The organism is Micromonospora sp. WMMD975 (assembly GCF_029581215.1).
In the GTDB taxonomy this organism is placed as follows: domain Bacteria; phylum Actinomycetota; class Actinomycetes; order Mycobacteriales; family Micromonosporaceae; genus Micromonospora.
In genome coordinates this window covers 3,726,672-3,745,579 of the sequence record NZ_CP120739.1, presented here as the reverse complement: position 1 = coordinate 3,745,579, position 18,908 = coordinate 3,726,672, and the positions used below count along the sequence as shown (strand labels likewise).

Genomic DNA, 18,908 nt, shown 5'->3' with positions numbered 1-18,908 from the left:
ACCCCCACCCTGGCGCGTGTAACACAGTGTGGCCACGGATCATGAACGGTGGCGACAGCCGAGAGGAAGGCCGGAGATGAGTGATGATCAGGCGTTGACCGGGCGGGTCACCCAGAGCCGCCGGGCGCTGCTCGCGGGCGCCGGCGCGGTCGGCGCGGCGGTGGTGCTCGCGGGCTGCGGTGACGACGACGCGACCCCGGGTCTCGCCCCGACCAGCGCAGGCCCGCCGAGCGCCACCGCGACCGGCGACGCCGGCGGTGGCAACCGGGACAGCAGCGGTCCGCTGGCCCGCACCGCCGACATCCCGGTCGGCGGCGGCACGGTGTACGCCAGCCAGGGCATCGTCATCACCCAGCCCGAAGCCGGGCAGTTCAAAGCCTTCGACCCGATCTGCACCCACCAGGGGTGCCCGGTGTCGAACGTCGACGGCGGCACGATCAACTGCACGTGCCACAACAGCAGGTTCTCGATCACCGACGGCGCGGTGAAGGGTGGCCCGGCCACCAGGCCGCTCGCCGCCAAGCAGATCAAGGTCGAGGGCGACCAGATCACCCTCGCCTGACCGGACGCGCCGCCCTCGTCCGCCGGGTGCGGGCGAGGGCGCGGCGGCGGTCGGTGTCGGGGGTGCGGACTACGCTTGCGGGGTGGCTGACCCCTCGACCTACCGTCCCGCGACCGGCACCATCCCGGAGTCGCCAGGGGTCTACCGCTTCCGCGACGGCACCGGCCGGGTGATCTACGTGGGCAAGGCGCGCAACCTGCGCAGCCGGCTCAACTCCTACTTCGCCGACCCGGTCAACCTGCACCAGCGCACCCGGCAGATGGTCTTCACCGCCGAGTCGGTCGACTGGATCACCGTCGCCACCGAGGTGGAGGCGCTCCAGCAGGAATACACCTGGATCAAGCAGTACGATCCGAGGTTCAACGTCCGCTACCGCGACGACAAGTCCTACCCCTACCTCGCGGTCACCCTCGACGAGGAATACCCGCGGTTGCAGGTGATGCGCGGCGCCAAGCGCAAGGGGGTGCGCTACTTCGGCCCCTACTCGCACGCCTGGGCCATCCGCGAGACGCTCGACCTCCTGCTGCGGGTGTTCCCGGCGCGCACCTGCTCCTCCGGGGTGTTCAAGCGGGCCGGTCAGGTCGGTCGGCCCTGCCTGCTCGGCTACATCGGCAAGTGCTCGGCGCCGTGCGTCGGCACCGTCACCGCCGAGCGGCACCGGGAGATCGTCAACGGCTTCTGCGACTTCATGGCCGGCCGCACCGACACCATGGTCCGCCGGCTCGAGAAGGACATGCTCGACGCCAGCGAGCAGTTGGAGTTCGAGCGGGCCGCTCGGCTGCGCGACGACGTGGCCGCGCTGCGCCGGGCGATGGAGAAGCAGACCGTGGTGCTCGGCGACGGCACCGACGCCGACGTGGTCGCGTTCGCCGACGATCCGCTCGAAGCCGCGGTGCAGGTCTTCCACGTCCGTGGCGGCCGGGTCCGTGGCCAGCGCGGCTGGGTGGTGGAGAAGACCGAGGAGCTGACCACCGGCGACCTCGTGCACCATTTCTGCACCCAGGTCTACGGCGGCGAGCAGGGCGAGGCCGACGTCCCGCGCGAGCTTCTCGTGCCCGAGCTGCCCGGCGACGCCGAGGCGCTCGCCGACTGGCTTTCCGACCGGCGGGGCAGCCGGGTGTCGCTGCGGGTGCCGCAGCGTGGCGACAAGCGTTCGCTGCTGGAGACCGTCGAGCGCAACGCGAAGGACGCGCTGGCCCGGCACAAGCTCAAGCGCGCCGGCGACCTGACCACCCGAGGCCAGGCCCTCGACGAGATCGCCGACGCGCTGGCCATGCGCACCTCGCCGCTGCGCATCGAGTGTTACGACGTGTCCCAGATCCAGGGCACCGACGTGGTCGCCAGCATGGTCGTGTTCGAGGACGGGCTGCCCCGCAAGAGCGAATACCGCCGGTTCATCGTGCGGGGCGCCACCGACGACCTCTCCGCCATGTCCGAGGTGCTGCGCCGGCGGTTCGCCCGTTACCTCGACGCCCGCGCCGAGACCGGGGAGCTGGGCGAGGAGACCGCCGCCGACCCCGACCGCCCCGGCATCGACCCGACCACCGGGCGTCCGCGCCGGTTCGCGTACCCGCCGCAGTTGGTGGTGGTCGACGGCGGCCCGCCCCAGGTGGCCGCCGCCGCGAAGGCCCTGGCCGAGCTGGGTGTCGACGACGTGGCGCTGTGCGGGCTGGCCAAGCGGCTGGAGGAGGTCTGGTTGCCCGACGACGACTACCCGGTCATCCTGCCGCGCACCTCCGAGGCGCTCTACCTGCTGCAACGGGTCCGCGACGAGGCGCACCGTTTCGCCATCACATTCCACCGCCAGCGGCGCTCGAAGCGGATGACCGAGTCGGCGCTCGACAACGTGCCCGGCCTCGGTGAGGTCCGTCGCAAGGCGCTCCTGCGGCACTTCGGCTCGCTGAAGCGGCTGTCCACGGCGACGGTGGAGGAGATCACCGAGGTGCCCGGCGTGGGCCGGCGCACCGCCGAGGCGATCCTCGCCGCCCTCGACGGCGCCGATCCCACCCCGGCCGCTTCCTCCTGAGCTGCCCCGCCCGTTCCTCCTGACCTGCCCGTCCGCTCCCGGGGGCGGGACGGTCGGGGCGCACGATCGTGGTGGCTGTCCGTTCGCCCACGGACCACGTCAGCGCCGTGGCGGTGAGTCATGTCGGGGCCGTGGGGCTCGTGGCGCTGGAGAGTGCCGCCTATCCTTCCGGCGTATGGGAGCGATCAAACCGTGGCACGTGTCCGTCCTGGCGATCTGTTGTCTCCTACCGACCGCGGTGGCTGTCGTCGGCGGGATCTGGGCGATTCTCCGCTCCCGGAAGCGCGGCTGACCGAGTGCCCTTTGATCGACTCCACTTCGGCGAGGTGGCGGGGTTGGGCACGCTGGGATGCCGCCACCTCGGCGAGCTGGAGTCGATCAAGCAAGAGTCTCGCCCTCCGGGATCCTTTCCACTTCTCGGGACGCTAGAGATCGTGGTGCGAAAACGTCTCCGGAGAGGCCATTCCTCACCACATTGACCCGCGGGCGGATTGCGTGGTTGCTGAGCGTGAAGGCCCCGGCGGGGCGGGAGGAGGCTGCCAGGTGTGCCTTTGCTCTGCAGCCTTATCCGCATCAGCCGGTTGAACTGCTCAGACGCATGTGCAGCCGTCGCGGGTGCGAGACCGGTTCGGTGACGGTGCGTGCGCAGTGCACGGATGGGTGCAGAGCAGCGGCGGTTCGCGACCGCACCTCCTGACGACACAAGCGACGAGGGGCGGCCCGAGAACGGGACCGGCCCTTCGTCACCCCTCGGCGAGGACGGCGAGGATGGCCTCGCCGTACTTGGCGAGCTTGTTCTCGCCCACGCCGCTGAACCGGGACAGCTCGGCCAGCGAAGCCGGCGGTTCGGCCGCGATCTGGCGCAGCGTCGCGTCGTGGAAGATGACGTACGCGGGGACGCCCTGCTCCTTGGCGGTGGCGGCCCGCCAGGCGCGGAGCCGCTCGAAGACACCGGCGGCGGCGGGGGCGAGATCGGCGACGACCGTCGCCGCGCCGCGGGGCTTCGCGGCCCGGCCGGACAGTGGACGCTCCGGCTCCTTGCGCAGCGTGACCGTGCGTCGCCGGCCGAGCACGTCGGCGCTGGCCTCGGTGAGCGCCAGCGTGCCGTAGTCGCCCTCAACCGCGAGCAGGCCCTCGGCGAGCAGTTGCCGCACCACGCCGCGCCACTCGGTGTCGCGCAGGTCGGTGCCGATGCCGAACGTGCTCAACGCGTCGTGGCCGTGCTGGTCGATCTTGTCGGTGTGCTTGCCGAGCAGGATGTCGATGCTGTGCCCGGCGCCGAAGCGTTGGTGGCGTTCCCGGTCGAGCCGGTAGACGGTGGAGAGCAGTTTCTGCGCCGCCACCGTGCCGTCCCAGGACTCCGGCGGGTCGAGGCAGGTGTCGCAGTTGCCGCAGTTGGGCGCCCCGGTCTCGCCGAAGTAGTCGAGCAGTTGGGCGCGGCGGCAGCGGACCGTCTCGCAGAGCGCCAGCATCGCGTCGAGGTGGGCGGCGAGGTTGCGCCGGTGCGCCAGGTCGCCTTCGGACGTCTCGATCATCTTGCGTTGCTGCACGACGTCCTGGAGCCCGTACGCCAGCCAGGCCGTGGACGGCAGCCCGTCGCGCCCGGCGCGGCCGGTCTCCTGGTAGTAACCCTCCACCGACTTGGGCAGGTCGAGGTGGGCGACGAAGCGTACGTCGGGCTTGTCGATGCCCATGCCGAACGCGATGGTGGCCACCATGACCAGCCCGTCCTCCCGCAGGAAGCGCTGCTGGTTGGTGGCGCGGGTGCGCGCGTCGAGGCCGGCGTGGTAGGGCAGCGCCGGGATGCCGTTGGCGACCAGGAAGTCGGCGGTCTTCTCCACCGAGGCCCGGGACAGGCAGTAGACGATGCCGGCGTCGCCCGGGTGCTCGTCGCGCAGCAGGCTCAGCAACTGCCGGCGCGGCTCCCGCTTCGGCACGATCCGGTATTGGATGTTGGGCCGGTCGAAGCTGGCCACGAAGTGCCGGGCCTCGGTGAGTTGCAGGCGGGTGGCGATCTCGGTGCGGGTGGCCCGGGTCGCGGTGGCGGTCAGCGCGATCCGTGGCACCTGCGGCCAGCGCTCGTGCAGCATCGACAGGTTGAGGTAGTCGGGGCGGAAGTCGTGCCCCCACTGCGAGACGCAGTGCGCCTCGTCGATCGCGAACAGGCCGATCCGGCCGCGTTCCAGCAGGCCGAGGGTGGACCGCACCGCCAGCCCTTCCGGGGCCAGGTAGAGCAGGTCCAGCTCGCCGGCGAGGTAGGCCGCCTCGACCTGGCGGCGCTGCGCCGGGTCCTGCGTCGAGTTGAGGAAGCCGGCCCGGACGCCGACCGCGGTGAGCGCGTCGACCTGGTCCTGCATTAGCGCGATCAGCGGAGAGACGACCACCGCCACGCCGTCGCGGACCAGCGCCGGGATCTGGTAGCAGAGCGACTTGCCGCCACCGGTGGGCATGAGCACGAGCGCGTCGCCGCCGGCCACCACGTGTTCGATGATGTCCTGCTGGACACCGCGGAAGGCGTCGTAGCCGAAGACCCGGCGCAATACGCCAAGCGCGTCGTCGGTCCGCTGATCGGTGGGGGAGACCATCCGCGCAGTCTACGAGCGTCCCCCGACAGCGTTACGGAAGAAGCCCCGTCGTCCCGTCGCCGTCGCCGTCGCCGTCGCCCCACCGCAGCCCGTCGATGCCGGCCGCGTGGTGGAAACCGGGGTGGCCGGTGGCGTCCGCGCAGACCTCGCCGTCGGGCCCGACCCGGCCGCAGAAGACCGGCTCGATGTGGTTCCAGGCGTCGGCCCGGGACAGCAGCGCGGCGCTCGCGGCCAGTTCGGGGCGCAGGATGGTCAGCCCCTCGGTGTAGACGACGGCTTGGTCGCGGGCCTCCTGCGCGTCGGCCGCCAGGTAGGTCAGGTGCAGCGTCCAACGGCGCGGCATCCGGTAGGCGCCGGCGGGCGCCCGGTTGCGGCCCGCCCGCCGCTCGCGCTCCGCCGGCCCGCGGTTGATCAGAGCGTCGGGGTACGCCGAGAGCGGTTCCGCCGTGGACAGCGCGTGGGCGATGGCGGCGCGGACCCGCTCGGACACGTCGGCCCCGTCGAGCATGGCGGTCAGGTCCCGGTGGAAGTCGGACGCGGGTCGCCCGCGCCGCAGCGATCGATCGTCAGTCACCGGCCCATGCCTCTCCGTAGGTGGACGGTTGTCAGCAGTGTCGCCCAGGGCGGCAAAAATTGCAACGTCGCAATGCATGCTTGATATTCGACTGCGGTTGGAGAAGAATCGACTACTCCGCGTGGAGGTGAGCCGCGATGGCGCAGGTGCCAAGTCCGACGATCAGGGCCCGTCGACTGCGACGGGAGTTGCGCCGGCTGCGGGACCGCACCGGGCGCACCGCCGAGGAGGTGGCCAAGATCCTCGGCTGGCACCGGACCAAGATCATTCGCCTGGAGCAGGGGCACTCGCGGGTGATGCCGAAGGACATGCCGCCGCTGCTCGACCTCTACGAGGCCACCGAGTCCGAGCGGGAGTCACTGACCGCGCTGCTCCGCCAGTCCCGGCTGAAGGGCTGGTGGAGCGCGTACGGCGACGTGCTGCCGGACAACTACGTCGGCTTCGAGGCGGAGGCCACCTCGATCAGCACGTTCGAGAGCCTGTACGTGCCCGGCCTGTTGCAGACCGAGGAGTACGTCCGCGCCATCGTCCGTGCCGGTCGCAGCACCGCCGACCAGGACGAGGCGGACCGGGTGGTGGCGGCGAGGCTGGCGCGCAAGGCGCTGCTCTCCCGTGACCTGCCACCGTCGCTGTGGGTGGTGCTGGACGAGGCGGTGCTCCGGCGCGTGGTCGGCGGCCCGGCGGTGATGCGCGCCCAGCTCGCGCGCCTGGTCGAGGCGTGCGAGATGCCCACGGTGGAGATCCAGGTCCTGCCGTTCAACGCCGGAGCGCACGCCGCGATGGGCGGAGCCTTCACCCTGCTGAGCTACGACGATCCGGTGCTCGACCCGACCGTGGTCTACCTCAGCAACGACACCAGCACGCTGCTGCTTGAGGAGAGCCGACAGGTTGCCCGCTATAGACTCATGTTCGACCACCTCCGGGCCAAGGCGCTGGATCCCGACCGGTCCGCAGACCTCCTCAGCCGGGCTGCCGCCGAGGTTCCGGACTGACTCCGACCTCGTGGAGCGCTGCCGATGCCCCCCTCAGATTCGGCGCCGGTTGGCTGGCGCAAGAGCAGCCGAAGCGGTGCGAACGATTCGAACTGCGTCGAGGTGGCCGGGCTTTCCGACGCGCTGGCAGTGCGCGACTCCAAGGACCCGGACGGGCCTACCCTCCTCTTCACCCGGCACGCCTGGTCGTCCTTCGTCGCCGACCTGCGGCGCTGCTGACAGCTCGCGGCTCCCCAACCGGCACGCCTGGTCGTCCTTGTCGGCGACATGCGGTGTGTCTGACAGCTCGCCGCCGGCCACGACCTGCGGCGGGGCCGGACCGTGCAGGTTGGTCCGTCGCCCTGATGCCGGCGGCATCACCCGCATCGGCTTGAATGACCCGATGGCGGTAAGCATCGACATCGACGTACTCCGGGACGCGGCCGGTTCGGCGGCCTGCGCCGGGGCGGACGAGCTGCGGTCAGCGGGCCAGCCGGCGGAAGTCGTGCCGGTCGGCGGGGGAGCGTCAGGCGTCATCCGGGCGGCCGGGGAGCCGCCGATCGAGGTCTGGGTCGGAGTCACACCCGGCGGCTTCACCGCCGAGTGTGACTGCGCGGCCGGGGCCGGGCTGTGCGCGCACGCGGTGGCCCTTACGCTTGCTGCCCTGGACGACGGGCTCGCCTGGTCCTCGGCGGCCACCCCGCCGTCGGCGGTGGCGGTCGACCCCAAGGTCGCTCAGCTGGCCGAACTCGCGCGGCGCATCCCGGCGCGGCGACTGGCCATGCTGGCTGCCGAGTGGGCGGCCACGGACCGGGTCCTGGAGGGGAGGCTGCGGGCGCAGGCCGGCCAGCTCGCGGTGCTCACCGCGGGTGAGTTGGCCCAGGTTCGTCGCACGATCGACAATCTGGCCCATGAGGCGACCAGCGGCTCCGGCTGGGATCTGCACGACGTGGAGAAGGCCGGGCGGGCGATCGTCGAAGAGGTGGAGGTGCTCGCCCAGCGGCCGCCGACCGACGAGACGCTGTTGCTCGTGGAGCGGGCCGCTCGCGCGTGGGACGGCATCTCCGGCTACCTGTACGACGCTTGGGAGACGTACGACGAGGAGCCGGCCGAGATCGGCGACGCGCTACGGGCGGCCCACGTCCGCCTCTGCGAGCAGGTGCAGCCGGATCCCGACGACCTGGCGGCCCGACTTGCCGAGATCATCGCCGCGTGCGAGATCGACTCCTGTCTCGACGAGCCATGGGATTACCTCGCCGTGCTCGGTCGCCAACGGGTCAAGGCGCTCCTCCGTCGACCCTGACCGCCGACCAGGTCCACCCGCCCACCCCGATCCCGCCCTCTCCCCGCCCCACCCGCCCCCTGTTTCACGGAAACTGTGGTTATCCCGGCAGCTATAGCCACTCTTTCCGTGAAACAGCGCGGGGCGCGGGGCGCGAAGACCGGGCGGGAGGGGGAGGGACGGGTCGGACGGCGGGCGGGAAAACGGACGAGCCGCTGTTCCGGTGGTCACCCCGTGGAATCCCGGGCGGGGGCGCAGCCGTTAGAGTCGGCGACTGACCATGCGCGGCCGGACCGGCCGCGGCGCCAGGCTGGGGGTAACGGGTGAGCGAGGCGCGAACGGTGGACGAGCTGGTGCCGACCGGCGCGGAGACCGCTGTGGGGCGGCCGGCGCCGGCCGAGGCGGAGACGTCACTGGTGGTGGTGACCGGCCTCTCCGGCGGTGGGCGCAGCACGGTGGCCCGGGCGTTGGAGAACGTCGGCTACTACGTGGTCGACAACCTGCCCCAGGCGCTCCTGCTGGACATGGCCGAGCTGGCGTCCAAGGCCGGCGGCGCGGCCCGGCGTACCGCGATGGTGCTGGACGTGCGGTCGCGGGCCTTCTCCACCGACCTGGCCGGCGCGATCCGGGAGCTGCGCGAGCGCGGCTTCTCCCCGCGGGTGGTCTTCGTCGACGCCGACGACGAGGTGTTGATCCGCCGGTTCGAGAGCGTGCGCCGGTCGCACCCGTTGCAGGGCGACGGGCGGCTGGCCGACGGGATTGCGGTCGAGCGGGCGTTGCTGGAGGAGGCCCGCGACCAGGCCGACGTGATCATCGACACCAGCCACCTGAACGTCAACCAGCTGCGCCGCCGGGTCGAGGAGCTGTTCGGCGGGGAGGACGCCCGCCGGCTGCGGATCACCGTGCTGTCGTTCGGCTTCAAGTACGGCCTCCCGCCGGACGCCGACTTCGTGATGGACGCCCGGTTCCTGCCGAATCCCTACTGGGTGCCGGAGCTGCGCGAGCACACCGGCCGGGAGGAGGCGGTGAGCGCGTACGTGCTGGGCCAGGAGGGCGCGGACGGGTTCGTCGCCGGCTACGCCGACCTGGTCAACGCCACCACCGCCGGGTTCGAGCGGGAGGGCAAGCGCTACCTGACGGTGGCGGTCGGCTGCACCGGCGGCAAGCACCGCAGCGTGGCGATCGCCGAGGAGTTGGCCGCCCGGCTGCGCGCCTCCGGCATCGCCGCCCACGCGCAGCACCGGGACCTGGGGCGGGAGTGACCCCGAGCAGGGTGGTCGCGTTCGGTGGCGGCCACGGGCTCTCGGCGTCCCTGCGGGCGCTGCGGCACTGCGTACCCGGACTGGATCTGGACATCACCGCGGTGGTCACGGTCGGTGACGACGGCGGCTCCAGCGGCCGGTTGCGGGCCGAGCGCGGCGGGCTGCCCCCGGGTGACCTGCGGCAGGCGCTCGTGGCGCTCTCCGGTGACCATCCGGCGACGCGGCGCAGCGCGGCGTTGTTCCAGCACCGCTTCGCCGCGGTCGCGACGCCCGCGCCGGCGCTCGGCGCGCCGGCGGCGGCCGGGGTGGGTGACCCGCTCGCCGGCCACGCGGTCGGCAACCTGCTGCTGCACGGGCTGATGGAGCTGCTCGGCGATCCGGTGGCCGCGCTCGACCACGCCGGGGCGATGCTCGGCGCGGTCGGTCGGGTGCTGCCGATGTCGCGGCAGCCGGTGGGCATCGAGGCGCGGGTCCGGGGCGCCGACCCGGCCCACCCGGACGAGGTGTCCACGGTGCGCGGCCAGCACCAGGTGGCGGTCACGTCGGGCACGGTCGAGTCGCTGCGGCTGGCCCCGGCCGCGCCGGCCGCGTGCGCCGAGGCGGTGGACGCGGTACGCGCCGCCGACTGGCTGGTCTTCGGGCCGGGCAGCTGGTACACGAGCGTGCTGCCGCACCTGCTGGTGCCCGGCCTGGCCGACGCGATCGTGTCCAGTGCGGCGCGGCGGCTGGTGACGTTGAACCTGGTGGCCGAGAAGGAGACGTCCGGGTTGTCCCTGCCCGACCATCTGGACACCCTGCGGCGCTATCTGCCCGAGCTGAAAGTGGACATGGTGCTCGCCGACTCCACGGCGGTGGGTGATCCCGTGGCGGTCGAACGTGCGGCAGAATCGCTTGGTGCCCGGCTGGTCCTCGCTCCCGTCGCCGTCACCGACGGCACGCCCCGTCATGATCCGGCCGCCCTGGGCGCCGCACTGGTGCCTGTCCTGGGCGCCGATCGTTAGACACGTACGTAATCACCGGCGACACGCCGGTACCGGTCCGTGAGGGGGCGTTGGAATGGCGATGACGGCTGCGGTCAAGGACGAGCTGAGTCGGGTCGACGTGCCCAAGCCCTGCTGTCGCCGGGCGGAGATGGCCGCCCTGCTGCGGTTCGCCGGCGGCCTGCACATCGTGTCGGGGCGGGTGGTGGTCGAGGCGGAGCTGGACACCGGCGCGGTGGCCCGCCGGCTGCGGCGGGAGATCGCCGAGGTCTACGGCTACCCGAGTGAGATCCACGTGCTCGCCTCGGGCGGCCTGCGCAAGGGCAGTCACTTCATCGTGCGGGTGGTCAAGGACGGCGAGGCGCTCGCCCGGCAGACCGGCCTGCTGGACGTGCGGGGCCGCCCGGTGCGGGGCCTGCCGCCGCACGTGGTGGCCGCCAACGTCTGCTGCGCGGTCTCCGCCTGGCGGGGCGCGTTCATGGCGCACGGCTCGCTGACCGAGCCGGGCCGCTCCAGCGCGTTGGAGATCACCTGCCCGGGGCCGGAGTCGGCGCTCGCGCTCGTCGGCGCCGCCCGCCGCATCGGCATCACCGCCAAGAACCGCGAGGTGCGCGGCGTGGACCGGGTCGTGGTCAAGGACGGTGACGCGATCGCCGCGTTGCTCACCCGCATCGGCGCGCACTCGAGCGTGCTGGCCTGGGAGGAGCGGCGGGTACGCCGGGAGGTGCGCGCGACCGCCAACCGGTTGGCCAACTTCGACGACGCCAACCTGCGCCGCTCGGCGCGGGCCGCGGTGGCCGCCGCCGCCCGGGTCACCCGGGCGCTGGAGATCCTCGCCGACGACGCGCCCAACCACCTGACCTCGGCCGGTCGGCTGCGGCTGGAGCACCGCCAGGCGTCCCTGGAGGAGCTGGGTGCGCTCGCCGAGCCGCCGCTGACCAAGGACGCCATCGCCGGCCGGATCCGCCGGCTGCTCGCGCTCGCCGACAAAAGAGCCCGCGACCTGGGCATCCCGGATACCGAAGCGGCAGTCACGCCGGACATGCTCGTGGTCTGATAGGACGGTGGGGCGACGTCGCCCGAGCGGGACCACCACCCGCCCGAGCGGGCCGCCGCGCGCTCGGATAGGGTCGCTGCGTACGGCAAGGGGGCCGGCACAGGCACTCTCGCCGTCATCACCGCCTCGGGCGGTCAGGTCCCCAGAGACCGCGGCGGGGTGGCCGAGATGAACCGTCAACGGCCGGCTCGAACGGTCGGCGCACACACCTTCGCCGGCCGTGGTCTGACGCCGGCGGACCAGAACGCGAGGAGATGGGACCTGTGACCATCCGGGTTGGCATCAACGGCTTCGGCCGGATCGGCCGTAACTTCTTCCGGGCAGTGCTGGCGTCCGGCGCTGACATCGAGGTCGTCGCCGTCAACGACCTGACCGACAACGCGACGCTCGCTCACCTCGTCAAGTACGACAGCATCCTGGGCCGCCTCCCGCACGAGGTGAAGGCCACCGCCGACGAGATCACCGTGGGCGGCAAGACCTTCAAGGCGTTCGCCGAGAAGGACCCGGCGAAGCTGCCCTGGGGCGAGGTCGGCGCCGACGTGGTCATCGAGTCCACCGGGTTCTTCACCGACGGCGGCAAGGCGAAGGCGCACATCGACGGCGGGGCCAAGAAGGTCATCATCTCCGCGCCGGCGAAGAACGAGGACGTCACCGTGGTCATGGGCGTCAACCAGGACCAGTACGACCCGGCCACGCACAACATCATCTCGAACGCCTCCTGCACCACCAACTGCCTCGCCCCGATGGCCAAGGTGCTGCACGACACGTTCGGCATCACCAAGGGTCTGATGACCACCATCCACGCGTACACGCAGGACCAGAACCTGCAGGACGCGCCGCACAAGGACCTGCGCCGGGCCCGCGCCGCCGCGCTCAACATCGTGCCGACCTCGACCGGCGCCGCGAAGGCGATCGGCCTGGTCCTGCCGGACCTCAAGGGCAAGCTCGACGGGTACGCGCTGCGGGTGCCGATCCCGACCGGCTCGGCCACCGACCTGACCGTCGAGGTCGGCCGGGAGACCACCGTGGACGAGGTCAACGCCGCGCTGAAGGCCGCCGCGGACGGCCCGCTCAAGGGCATCCTGGTCTACAACGAGGACCCGATCGTCTCCGCCGACATCGTCACCGACCCGGCGTCGTGCATCTTCGACGCGCCGCTGACCAAGGTGATCGGCAACCAGGTCAAGGTCGTCGGCTGGTACGACAACGAGTGGGGCTACTCCAACCGCCTGGTGGACCTGGTCAAGCTGGTGGGTTCGTCGCTGTGACGATCCGTAACCTCGACGACCTGCTCGCCGAGGGGGTCTCGGGTCGGCGCGTGCTGGTGCGCGCCGACCTGAACGTCCCGCTCGACAAGCAGACCGGTGCCATCACGGACGACGGGCGCATCCGCGCGGTGCTGCCGACGCTCGGCGCGCTGGTGCAGGCGGGCGCGAAGGTGGTCGTCTGCTCACACCTGGGCCGCCCGAAGGGCGCGCCGGACCCGCAGTTCAGCCTCCGCCCGGTCGCCGGGCGGCTCGGCGAGCTGCTCGACGCCCCGGTGGCCTTCGCCGAGGACACCGTCGGCGATTCGGCGCAGTCGACCGTGGCCGGGCTGGCCGACGGTCAGGTCGCGCTGCTGGAGAACCTGCGGTTCAACAAGGGCGAGACGAGCAAGGACGAGGCCGAGCGGGGCACGTTCGCCGATCAGCTCGCCGCGCTCGGCGACGCGTACGTCGACGACGCCTTCGGCGCGGTGCACCGCAAGCACGCGAGCGTGCACGACGTGCCGGCGCGGCTGCCGCACGTCGCCGGTCGGCTGGTGCTGCGTGAGGTCGAGGTGCTCAGCCGGCTCACCGGCGACCCGGAGCGGCCGTACGTGGTGGTGCTGGGCGGCTCGAAGGTCTCCGACAAGCTGGCCGTGATCGAGGCGCTGCTGCCCACGGTCGACCGGCTGCTCATCGGCGGCGGGATGTGCTTCACCTTCCTCAAGGCCCAGGGCCACGAGGTGGGCACCTCGCTGTTGGAGGAGGAGATGGTCGAGACCTGCCGCAACCTGATGGAACGCGCGCCGGGCAAGATCATGCTCCCGGTCGACGTGGTGGCCGCGGACGCGTTCGCCCCGGACGCCGCGCACGACACCGTCCCCGCCGACGGCATCCCCAGCCACCGGCTGGGCCTGGACATCGGCCCGGAGACGGTGGCCGCCTTCGCCGCCGTGCTGTCCCAGGCGAAGACCGTCTTCTGGAACGGCCCGATGGGCGTGTTCGAGATGCCGGCGTTCGCGAACGGCACCCGCGGGGTGGCCGAGGCGATCACCAAGGCCGACGCGTTCAGCGTGGTGGGCGGCGGTGACTCCGCTGCGGCGGTGCGCGCGCTGGGCCTGGACGAGTCCTCGTTCGGGCACATCTCCACCGGCGGCGGCGCCTCCCTGGAATACCTGGAGGGCAAGACCCTCCCCGGCATCGCGGCTCTGGAGAACTGAATGGCGAGCACGACCCGCCGGCCGCTGATGGCCGGCAACTGGAAGATGAATTTGAACCACCTCGAAGCCAACCTGCTGATGCAGAAGCTGGCCGCGAGCCTGACCGAGAAGCAGCTCACCGACGTCGAGTGCGTGGTGCTGCCGCCCTTCACCGACCTGCGTACCGTGCAGACCGCGGTGGACGGCGACAAGCTGCTGATCGGCTACGGCGCGCAGGACCTGTCGCCGTTCCCGTCCGGTGCCTACACCGGCGACATCGCCGGGTCGATGCTGGCGAAGCTCGGCTGCACCTACGTGGCGGTCGGCCACTCCGAGCGGCGGCAGTACCACTACGAGGACGACGCGCTGGTCAACGCGAAGGTGGCGGCGGCGCTGGCGAACGGGCTCACCCCGATCCTCTGCATCGGCGAGGGCCTGGAGATCCGGGAGCAGCTCAAGCACGTTCCGCACTGCTGCGACCAGCTCGACGGCGCGCTGAAGGGGCTCACCGCCGAGCAGGTCACCAAGGTCGTCGTCGCGTACGAGCCGGTCTGGGCGATCGGCACCGGCAAGACGGCCACGCCGGAGGACGCGCAGGAGGTCTGCGGCGAGGTGCGCAAGCGGCTCGTGGAAACCTACGACGAGGCCACCGCCGGGCAGGTCCGGATCCTCTACGGCGGGTCGGTCAAGGCGTCGAACGTCGCCTCGATCATGGCCCAGCCGGACGTGGACGGGGCGCTGGTGGGGGGCGCGAGCCTCGACGCGGAGGAGTTCGCACAGATCTGTCGGTTCCCGGAGCACACGGGCCGCTGATCGCTCGCTATTCTTGACGCTGCCCGTCCACCGGTCGGTGCCACCGTGCCCGACAGGTCCGGGCAGTGATCGTAACGAGAGGACTGACCCCCGCCATGCCGATCTGGTTCGCCTACACGATGATCACCTTGCTGGTCATCACCAGCGTGCTGCTCGTCCTGCTGATCCTCCTGCACCGCGGTAAGGGCGGCGGGTTGTCGAGCATGTTCGGCGGCGGCGTCAGCTCCAGCCTGGCCGGTTCGTCGGTGGCCGAGAAGAACCTCGACCGCTACACCGTTCTGGTGGGCATCGTCTGGTTCGCGTGCATCGTCGGGCTCGGGCTGTGGCTCCGGCTCCAGATGAGCAGCGGCACCTGAGCGAGCGCCGAAGAAGCGTACAATCTGCGCGCGGTCCGTCACGGACCGCGCGCAGTTCTGTTTCTCCGCCCGTCGCCCGTCGCCGACCCCTTCCGGCGGCGGTCCCCCTCCGACGACAGGGAGCGCGCAACCGTGCCCAGCAACAACGTCATCCGCGGCACCCGGATCGGGTCCGCCCCCGAGCGCTTCGACCAGCGCTCCGAGCCGGCCCCGCGCCGACCGGTCGTCTACTGGTGCCGCCACGAGCACCGGGTCGAGTTCCTGATCGCCGCCGAGGCGGAGACCCCGGCGTCGTGGGACTGCCCCCGCTGCGGTGAGCCCGCCGGCCCCGACCCGGGCAACCCGCCGGGCCGCACGCGCGCCGAGCCCTACAAGACCCACCTGGCATACGTGCAGGAGCGGCGTACCCCCGAGGAGGGGGAGGCGCTGCTGGCGGAGGCCCTCGCGGCGCTACGTCGCCGCCGGGGCCGCGCCTGAGGCGTCCCGCGCCCAGCGGTGTTAAGAAGGGGCCCCGCCTATACCGCAGGCGTTAACAGGGGGCCCCTCCTTATCACCTCAAGCTGCGCGAGCGCGGCGGGACATCAGCCGCCGCGGCGCGGTCCAACAGCCAGAGGGTACGGGAGACGCCGTGCACGCCGGCCGCCGGCAACTGCACCGGCCCCGCACCGGCCAGCGCCATGCCCACCGCCCGGGCCTTGTCCGCCCCGGCGGCGATCAGCCACACCTCCTCCGCCGTGTTGATCGTCGGCAGGGTCAGCGTGGTCCGCACCGGCGGCGGCTTCGGGCTGCCCCGCACCGCGCTGACCGGACGGTTGTCGTGGTGCACCGGGTGCTCCGGGAACACCGACGCCACGTGCCCGTCCTCACCGACGCCGAGCATCAGCACGTCGAAGTGGGGGAGGGCGGCGTGCCCCGGGCGGGCGGCGGCGGCCAACTCCCGCGCGTACCCGGCGGCAGCCGCCTCCGGGTCGTCACCGGCCGGACCGTCCGACGCCGGCATCTGGTGCACCCGGGCCGGGTCCAGCGGCAGCGCGTCCAGTAGCGCCGCCCGCGCCTGGGTCTCGTTGCGATCCGGGTCACCGGCCGGCAGGAACCGCTCGTCGCCCCACCAGACGTCCACCCGGGACCAGTCGACGGCGTCCCGGGCGGGCAGCTCGCCGACCGCCCGGTAGACCGCCGCGGCGATCCGCCCGCCGGTCAGCACCACCGACGCCTGACCGCGCTCGGCCTGCGCGTCGAGCAGCTTCACCACCAGTCGGGCCGCCACCGCCTGCGCCAGCAGGTCAGGGTCGGCGTGTACGGCGACACTCGCTTCACTCATCCGTCGTGCCCTCACGTTCCGACCACCCCGCGGCGGTCCTCGGTGCCTGTCGCCGCCCGCTCCGGACGGTCACTCGTTGGCGGTCGCGCCCGCGTGCGCGGTCACCCCGGCCTCGGCCCGTCGGGCGGTCGCCGGATCCTTCCACACGTGCACCCGCTGGGCCGGACGCTGGTCCAACCCGGTCAGCCCGACCGTCGCGCCGAGGGCCTCGGCGTACACCTGGTCGGCGTCGAGCCGGCGCAGCTCCTCGGCCAGTTCGTCGCCGAGCGGCCGGCGGACCAGCGGCAGCGTCCGGTCCTCCTGCCCGGTACGCCGGAAGTTCGCGATGCTGTCGTCCCGGGTCAGCGTCAGCTCGTCGCCGTTGGCGCAGCGTAGCTGCACCTCGCGCATCCGCGGGAACTCGTCGGTGTGCTCCCAGGCCGGCTCGATGCCGAGCCGCGCGGTCAGCCACCCGCGCATCAGCGCCGCGGTCGGGTCGGTGCGCGGCGCCACCACCGTCGCCTCGGTGACCCGGGCCTGGGTGGTGTCGAACGCCCCGGCGACGAGCGTGCGCCACGGGGTGATCCGGGTCCAGGCCAGGTCGGTGTCACCCGGCGCGTAGTCCTGCGCCCGCTGCCGCAGCGCGGCGATCGGGTCGGCGGCCTGCGCCGAGTCGGTGATCCGGCGGTCGGCCACCACGCCGAGGAAGTCGGTGGCGATCTCGTGCGGCGGCTCGTCGTGCCACCAGGTCACCACCGGCACGTCCGGCACCAGCAGCGGCAGCACCACGGACTCGGCGTGCAGCGCGAGCCGGCCGTACATCCGGGTGACCACCGCCTCGCACGGGCCGAGCCGGCCACCCACGACGATCTCGGCGTCCAGCCGGTTGCGGTCCCGCTCGACGTCCGAGCGGACCACCACCAGGAGCCGGCAGGGGTGCGCGGCGGCGGCGATGGTGGCCGCCGCCTCCGCCTCCCGGACCCGCTTCTCGTCCACCACCACGATCAGGCTGAGCGCCATGCCGCTGGCCACCCCGCCGGCGCTGCGTCGCTCGGCGGCCAGCGCCTTGACCACCTCGTTGCCCGTGGTGTCCCACAACCCGATCACTGGAACCTCCCGGTCCGCTCGCTCTGCTCGGTCACGCTCTCCGCCAGGCCCGGCCCTCGCGGGCCAGCATCTCGTCGGCGGCCCGGGGGCCCCACTCGCCGGCCCGGTACGGCTCCGGCGTCGTGCCCGCCCAGGCGTGCTCCAGCGGGTCGACGACCTGCCAGCTCTGCTCGACCTCGGCGGCGTCCGGGAACAGCGTCCGGTCGCCGACCAGCACGTCCAGGACCAGCCGCTCGTACGCCTCCGGGCTGGACTCGGTGAACGCCTCGCCGTACTGGAAGTCCATCGCGATGTCGCGGACCTCCATCGTGGTGCCCGGCACCTTGGAACCGAACTTCAGCACCACGCCCTCGTCCGGCTGCACCCGGATGACGAGTTGGTTGGCGCCGAGGGATTCCATGTCGGCCGGGTCGAACGGCAGGTGCGGCGCCTTCTTGAACATGATGGCCACCTCGGTGACCCGCCGGGGCAGCCGCTTGCCGGCCCGGATGTAGAACGGCACCCCGGCCCAGCGCCGGTTCTGGATGGCCAGTTTCACCGCCACGTACGTCTCGGTGGTGGAGTCCTCCGGGACGTCGTCCTCCTCCCGGTAGCCCTTGGCGCGCTCGCCGCCCACCCAGCCGGGCAGATACTGCCCGCGCACGGTGTCCGCGGTGATGTCCCGCGGCACGGCGATGGCCTTGAGCACCTTCAGCTTCTCGGTCCGGATCTCGTCGGCGTCGAAGCTTGTCGGCTCTTCCATCGCGACCAGGGCGAGGAGCTGGAGCAGATGGTTCTGGAGCACGTCCCGGGCGGTGCCGACCGAGTCGTAGAACGCGGCCCGGGTGCCGATGCCGACGTCCTCGGCCATGGTGATCTGCACCGAGTCGACGTACTGGGAGTTCCACAGCGGCTCGAACAGGTTGTTGGCGAACCGCAGGGCCAGGATGTTCTGGACCGTCTCCTTGCCCAGGTAGTGGTCGATCCGGAAGACGTCCTGACGGGTGAAGACGTCGTCGACGAGGTCGTTGAGCGCCTTGGCCGAGGGTAGGTCGTTGCCGAACGGCTTCTCCACGACCACCCGCCGCCAGCCGCCGGACTTCTCGTTGTCCGCCATGCCGGTGCGGGCGAGCTGCTTGAGCACCACCGGGAAGGCGGCCGGGGGGATGGAGAAGTAGAACGCGGCGTTGCCGGCGATGCCGTGCGAGTCGCGCAGCTCGTCGAGCGTGGTGGCGAGACGGTCGAAGGCGTCGTCGTCGTCGAACGAGCCGCCGACGAACTTGATGTTGCCGACCAGCCGGGCCCAGACCTCCTCGCGCCACGGGGTGCGGGCGTGCTTCTTGGCCGCGTCGTGGGCCAGCGACTCGAAGTCGCCGTCGCCCCAGTCGCGGCGGGCGAAGCCCAGCACGGCGAAGCCGGGCGGCAGCAGCCCCCGGTTCGCCAGGTCGTAGACCGCCGGCAACAGTTTCTTCCGGGCCAGGTCGCCGGTGACCCCGAAGATCACCAGCGCACACGGCTCAGGGATACGCGGCAGCCGCCGGTCCTGGGGGTCACGCAGCGGATTCACCGGGCCACCTCCTCCTGCGTCTCGGTCCACCGATTCCAGGTCGT

At 72.2% G+C, this 18,908-nt stretch carries 18 protein-coding genes; 13 read left to right on the top strand and 5 right to left on the bottom strand.

The annotated features are described in order from the left end of the window. The first annotated feature begins 76 nt into the window (after window positions 1-76). Together O7613_RS16110 and uvrC are read left to right on the top strand one after the other, a co-directional pair. The gene (locus O7613_RS16110; RefSeq protein WP_282289196.1) at window positions 77-562 is read left to right on the top strand and encodes a Rieske (2Fe-2S) protein; all 486 of its coding nucleotides are present in this window, start codon (window positions 77-79) and stop codon (window positions 560-562) included. 82 nt (window positions 563-644) lie between these two features. Then, the gene (gene uvrC, locus O7613_RS16105; protein WP_281587579.1) at window positions 645-2,588 is read left to right on the top strand and encodes an excinuclease ABC subunit UvrC; all 1,944 of its coding nucleotides are present in this window, start codon (window positions 645-647) and stop codon (window positions 2,586-2,588) included. A 743-nt stretch (window positions 2,589-3,331) separates the two neighbouring features. Here uvrC and recQ read toward each other — a convergent pair. Beyond that, entirely contained in the window at window positions 3,332-5,173 is a 1,842-nt protein-coding gene (gene recQ / locus O7613_RS16100; protein ID WP_282289195.1) for a DNA helicase RecQ, read from the bottom strand. 31 nt (window positions 5,174-5,204) lie between these two features. Further along, the gene (locus O7613_RS16095) at window positions 5,205-5,747 is read right to left on the bottom strand and encodes a hypothetical protein (protein ID WP_282289194.1); all 543 of its coding nucleotides are present in this window, start codon (window positions 5,745-5,747) and stop codon (window positions 5,205-5,207) included. Between the two features lie 137 nt (window positions 5,748-5,884). Between O7613_RS16095 and O7613_RS16090 the strand changes: the two genes are divergently transcribed. The 11 genes from O7613_RS16090 to O7613_RS16040 all read left to right on the top strand — a co-directional run bounded on the left by O7613_RS16090 (window position 5,885) and on the right by O7613_RS16040 (window position 15,388). Beyond that, a complete protein-coding gene (locus tag O7613_RS16090) occupies window positions 5,885-6,739 on the top strand; it encodes a helix-turn-helix transcriptional regulator (RefSeq protein ID WP_282289193.1) in 855 nt (284 codons plus the stop codon). Between the two features lie 24 nt (window positions 6,740-6,763). Next, the gene (locus O7613_RS16085) at window positions 6,764-6,958 is read left to right on the top strand and encodes a DUF397 domain-containing protein (RefSeq protein ID WP_282289192.1); all 195 of its coding nucleotides are present in this window, start codon (window positions 6,764-6,766) and stop codon (window positions 6,956-6,958) included. Window positions 6,959-7,121: 163 nt separating this feature from the next. Next, window positions 7,122-8,021 carry a hypothetical protein gene (locus O7613_RS16080; RefSeq protein ID WP_282289191.1) on the top strand — a complete coding sequence of 300 codons (900 nt, stop codon included), beginning with the start codon at window positions 7,122-7,124 and terminating at the stop codon, window positions 8,019-8,021. 332 nt (window positions 8,022-8,353) lie between these two features. Further along, a complete protein-coding gene (gene rapZ / locus O7613_RS16075) occupies window positions 8,354-9,262 on the top strand; it encodes an RNase adapter RapZ (protein ID WP_282294551.1) in 909 nt (302 codons plus the stop codon). Beyond that, window positions 9,259-10,263 (top strand): uridine diphosphate-N-acetylglucosamine-binding protein YvcK, encoded by a 1,005-nt coding sequence (gene yvcK / locus O7613_RS16070; protein WP_282289190.1) that lies wholly within the window; start codon window positions 9,259-9,261, stop codon window positions 10,261-10,263. Before rapZ ends, yvcK begins: the two co-directional genes overlap by 4 nt. 55 nt (window positions 10,264-10,318) lie before the next feature. Next, window positions 10,319-11,299: a DNA-binding protein WhiA gene (whiA, locus tag O7613_RS16065; protein WP_018788213.1), complete on the top strand. Its 981-nt coding sequence runs from the start codon at window positions 10,319-10,321 to the stop codon at window positions 11,297-11,299. 263 nt (window positions 11,300-11,562) lie between these two features. Further along, window positions 11,563-12,567, top strand: coding sequence for a type I glyceraldehyde-3-phosphate dehydrogenase (gap, locus tag O7613_RS16060; protein WP_281587586.1), 1,005 nt, complete (start codon window positions 11,563-11,565; stop codon window positions 12,565-12,567). Beyond that, window positions 12,564-13,763, top strand: coding sequence for a phosphoglycerate kinase (locus O7613_RS16055; RefSeq protein ID WP_281587587.1), 1,200 nt, complete (start codon window positions 12,564-12,566; stop codon window positions 13,761-13,763). The genes gap and O7613_RS16055 overlap by 4 nt, the downstream gene beginning before the upstream one ends. Beyond that, window positions 13,764-14,555, top strand: coding sequence for a triose-phosphate isomerase (gene tpiA / locus O7613_RS16050; protein ID WP_281587588.1), 792 nt, complete (start codon window positions 13,764-13,766; stop codon window positions 14,553-14,555). Window positions 14,556-14,650: 95 nt separating this feature from the next. After that, window positions 14,651-14,911, top strand: coding sequence for a preprotein translocase subunit SecG (gene secG, locus O7613_RS16045; protein ID WP_181569394.1), 261 nt, complete (start codon window positions 14,651-14,653; stop codon window positions 14,909-14,911). Window positions 14,912-15,043: 132 nt separating this feature from the next. Beyond that, window positions 15,044-15,388, top strand: a complete 345-nt coding sequence (locus tag O7613_RS16040) for an RNA polymerase-binding protein RbpA (protein WP_281587589.1) — start codon at window positions 15,044-15,046, stop codon at window positions 15,386-15,388. A 73-nt stretch (window positions 15,389-15,461) separates the two neighbouring features. On the opposite strand, the gene pgl is transcribed toward O7613_RS16040, so the two are convergent. The 3 genes from pgl to zwf form a co-directional block, all read right to left on the bottom strand. Continuing rightward, a complete protein-coding gene (pgl, locus tag O7613_RS16035) occupies window positions 15,462-16,232 on the bottom strand; it encodes a 6-phosphogluconolactonase (protein WP_281587590.1) in 771 nt (256 codons plus the stop codon). Between the two features lie 69 nt (window positions 16,233-16,301). Further along, entirely contained in the window at window positions 16,302-17,318 is a 1,017-nt protein-coding gene (locus O7613_RS16030) for a glucose-6-phosphate dehydrogenase assembly protein OpcA (protein WP_281587591.1), read from the bottom strand. 31 nt (window positions 17,319-17,349) lie between these two features. Then, window positions 17,350-18,864 (bottom strand): glucose-6-phosphate dehydrogenase, encoded by a 1,515-nt coding sequence (gene zwf, locus O7613_RS16025; protein WP_281587592.1) that lies wholly within the window; start codon window positions 18,862-18,864, stop codon window positions 17,350-17,352. Between the last annotated feature and the right edge of the window lie 44 nt (window positions 18,865-18,908).

Coding starts and splice junctions, on each gene's coding strand:
- O7613_RS16110 (WP_282289196.1), top strand. CDS start 77: ATGAGTGATGATCAGGCGTTGACCGGGCGGGTCACCCAGAGCCGCCGG.
- recQ (WP_282289195.1), bottom strand. CDS start 5,173: ATGGTCTCCCCCACCGATCAGCGGACCGACGACGCGCTTGGCGTATTG.
- O7613_RS16090 (WP_282289193.1), top strand. CDS start 5,885: ATGGCGCAGGTGCCAAGTCCGACGATCAGGGCCCGTCGACTGCGACGG.
- O7613_RS16085 (WP_282289192.1), top strand. CDS start 6,764: ATGCCCCCCTCAGATTCGGCGCCGGTTGGCTGGCGCAAGAGCAGCCGA.
- O7613_RS16080 (WP_282289191.1), top strand. CDS start 7,122: ATGGCGGTAAGCATCGACATCGACGTACTCCGGGACGCGGCCGGTTCG.
- whiA (WP_018788213.1), top strand. CDS start 10,319: ATGGCGATGACGGCTGCGGTCAAGGACGAGCTGAGTCGGGTCGACGTG.
- tpiA (WP_281587588.1), top strand. CDS start 13,764: ATGGCGAGCACGACCCGCCGGCCGCTGATGGCCGGCAACTGGAAGATG.
- secG (WP_181569394.1), top strand. CDS start 14,651: ATGCCGATCTGGTTCGCCTACACGATGATCACCTTGCTGGTCATCACC.
- pgl (WP_281587590.1), bottom strand. CDS start 16,232: ATGAGTGAAGCGAGTGTCGCCGTACACGCCGACCCTGACCTGCTGGCG.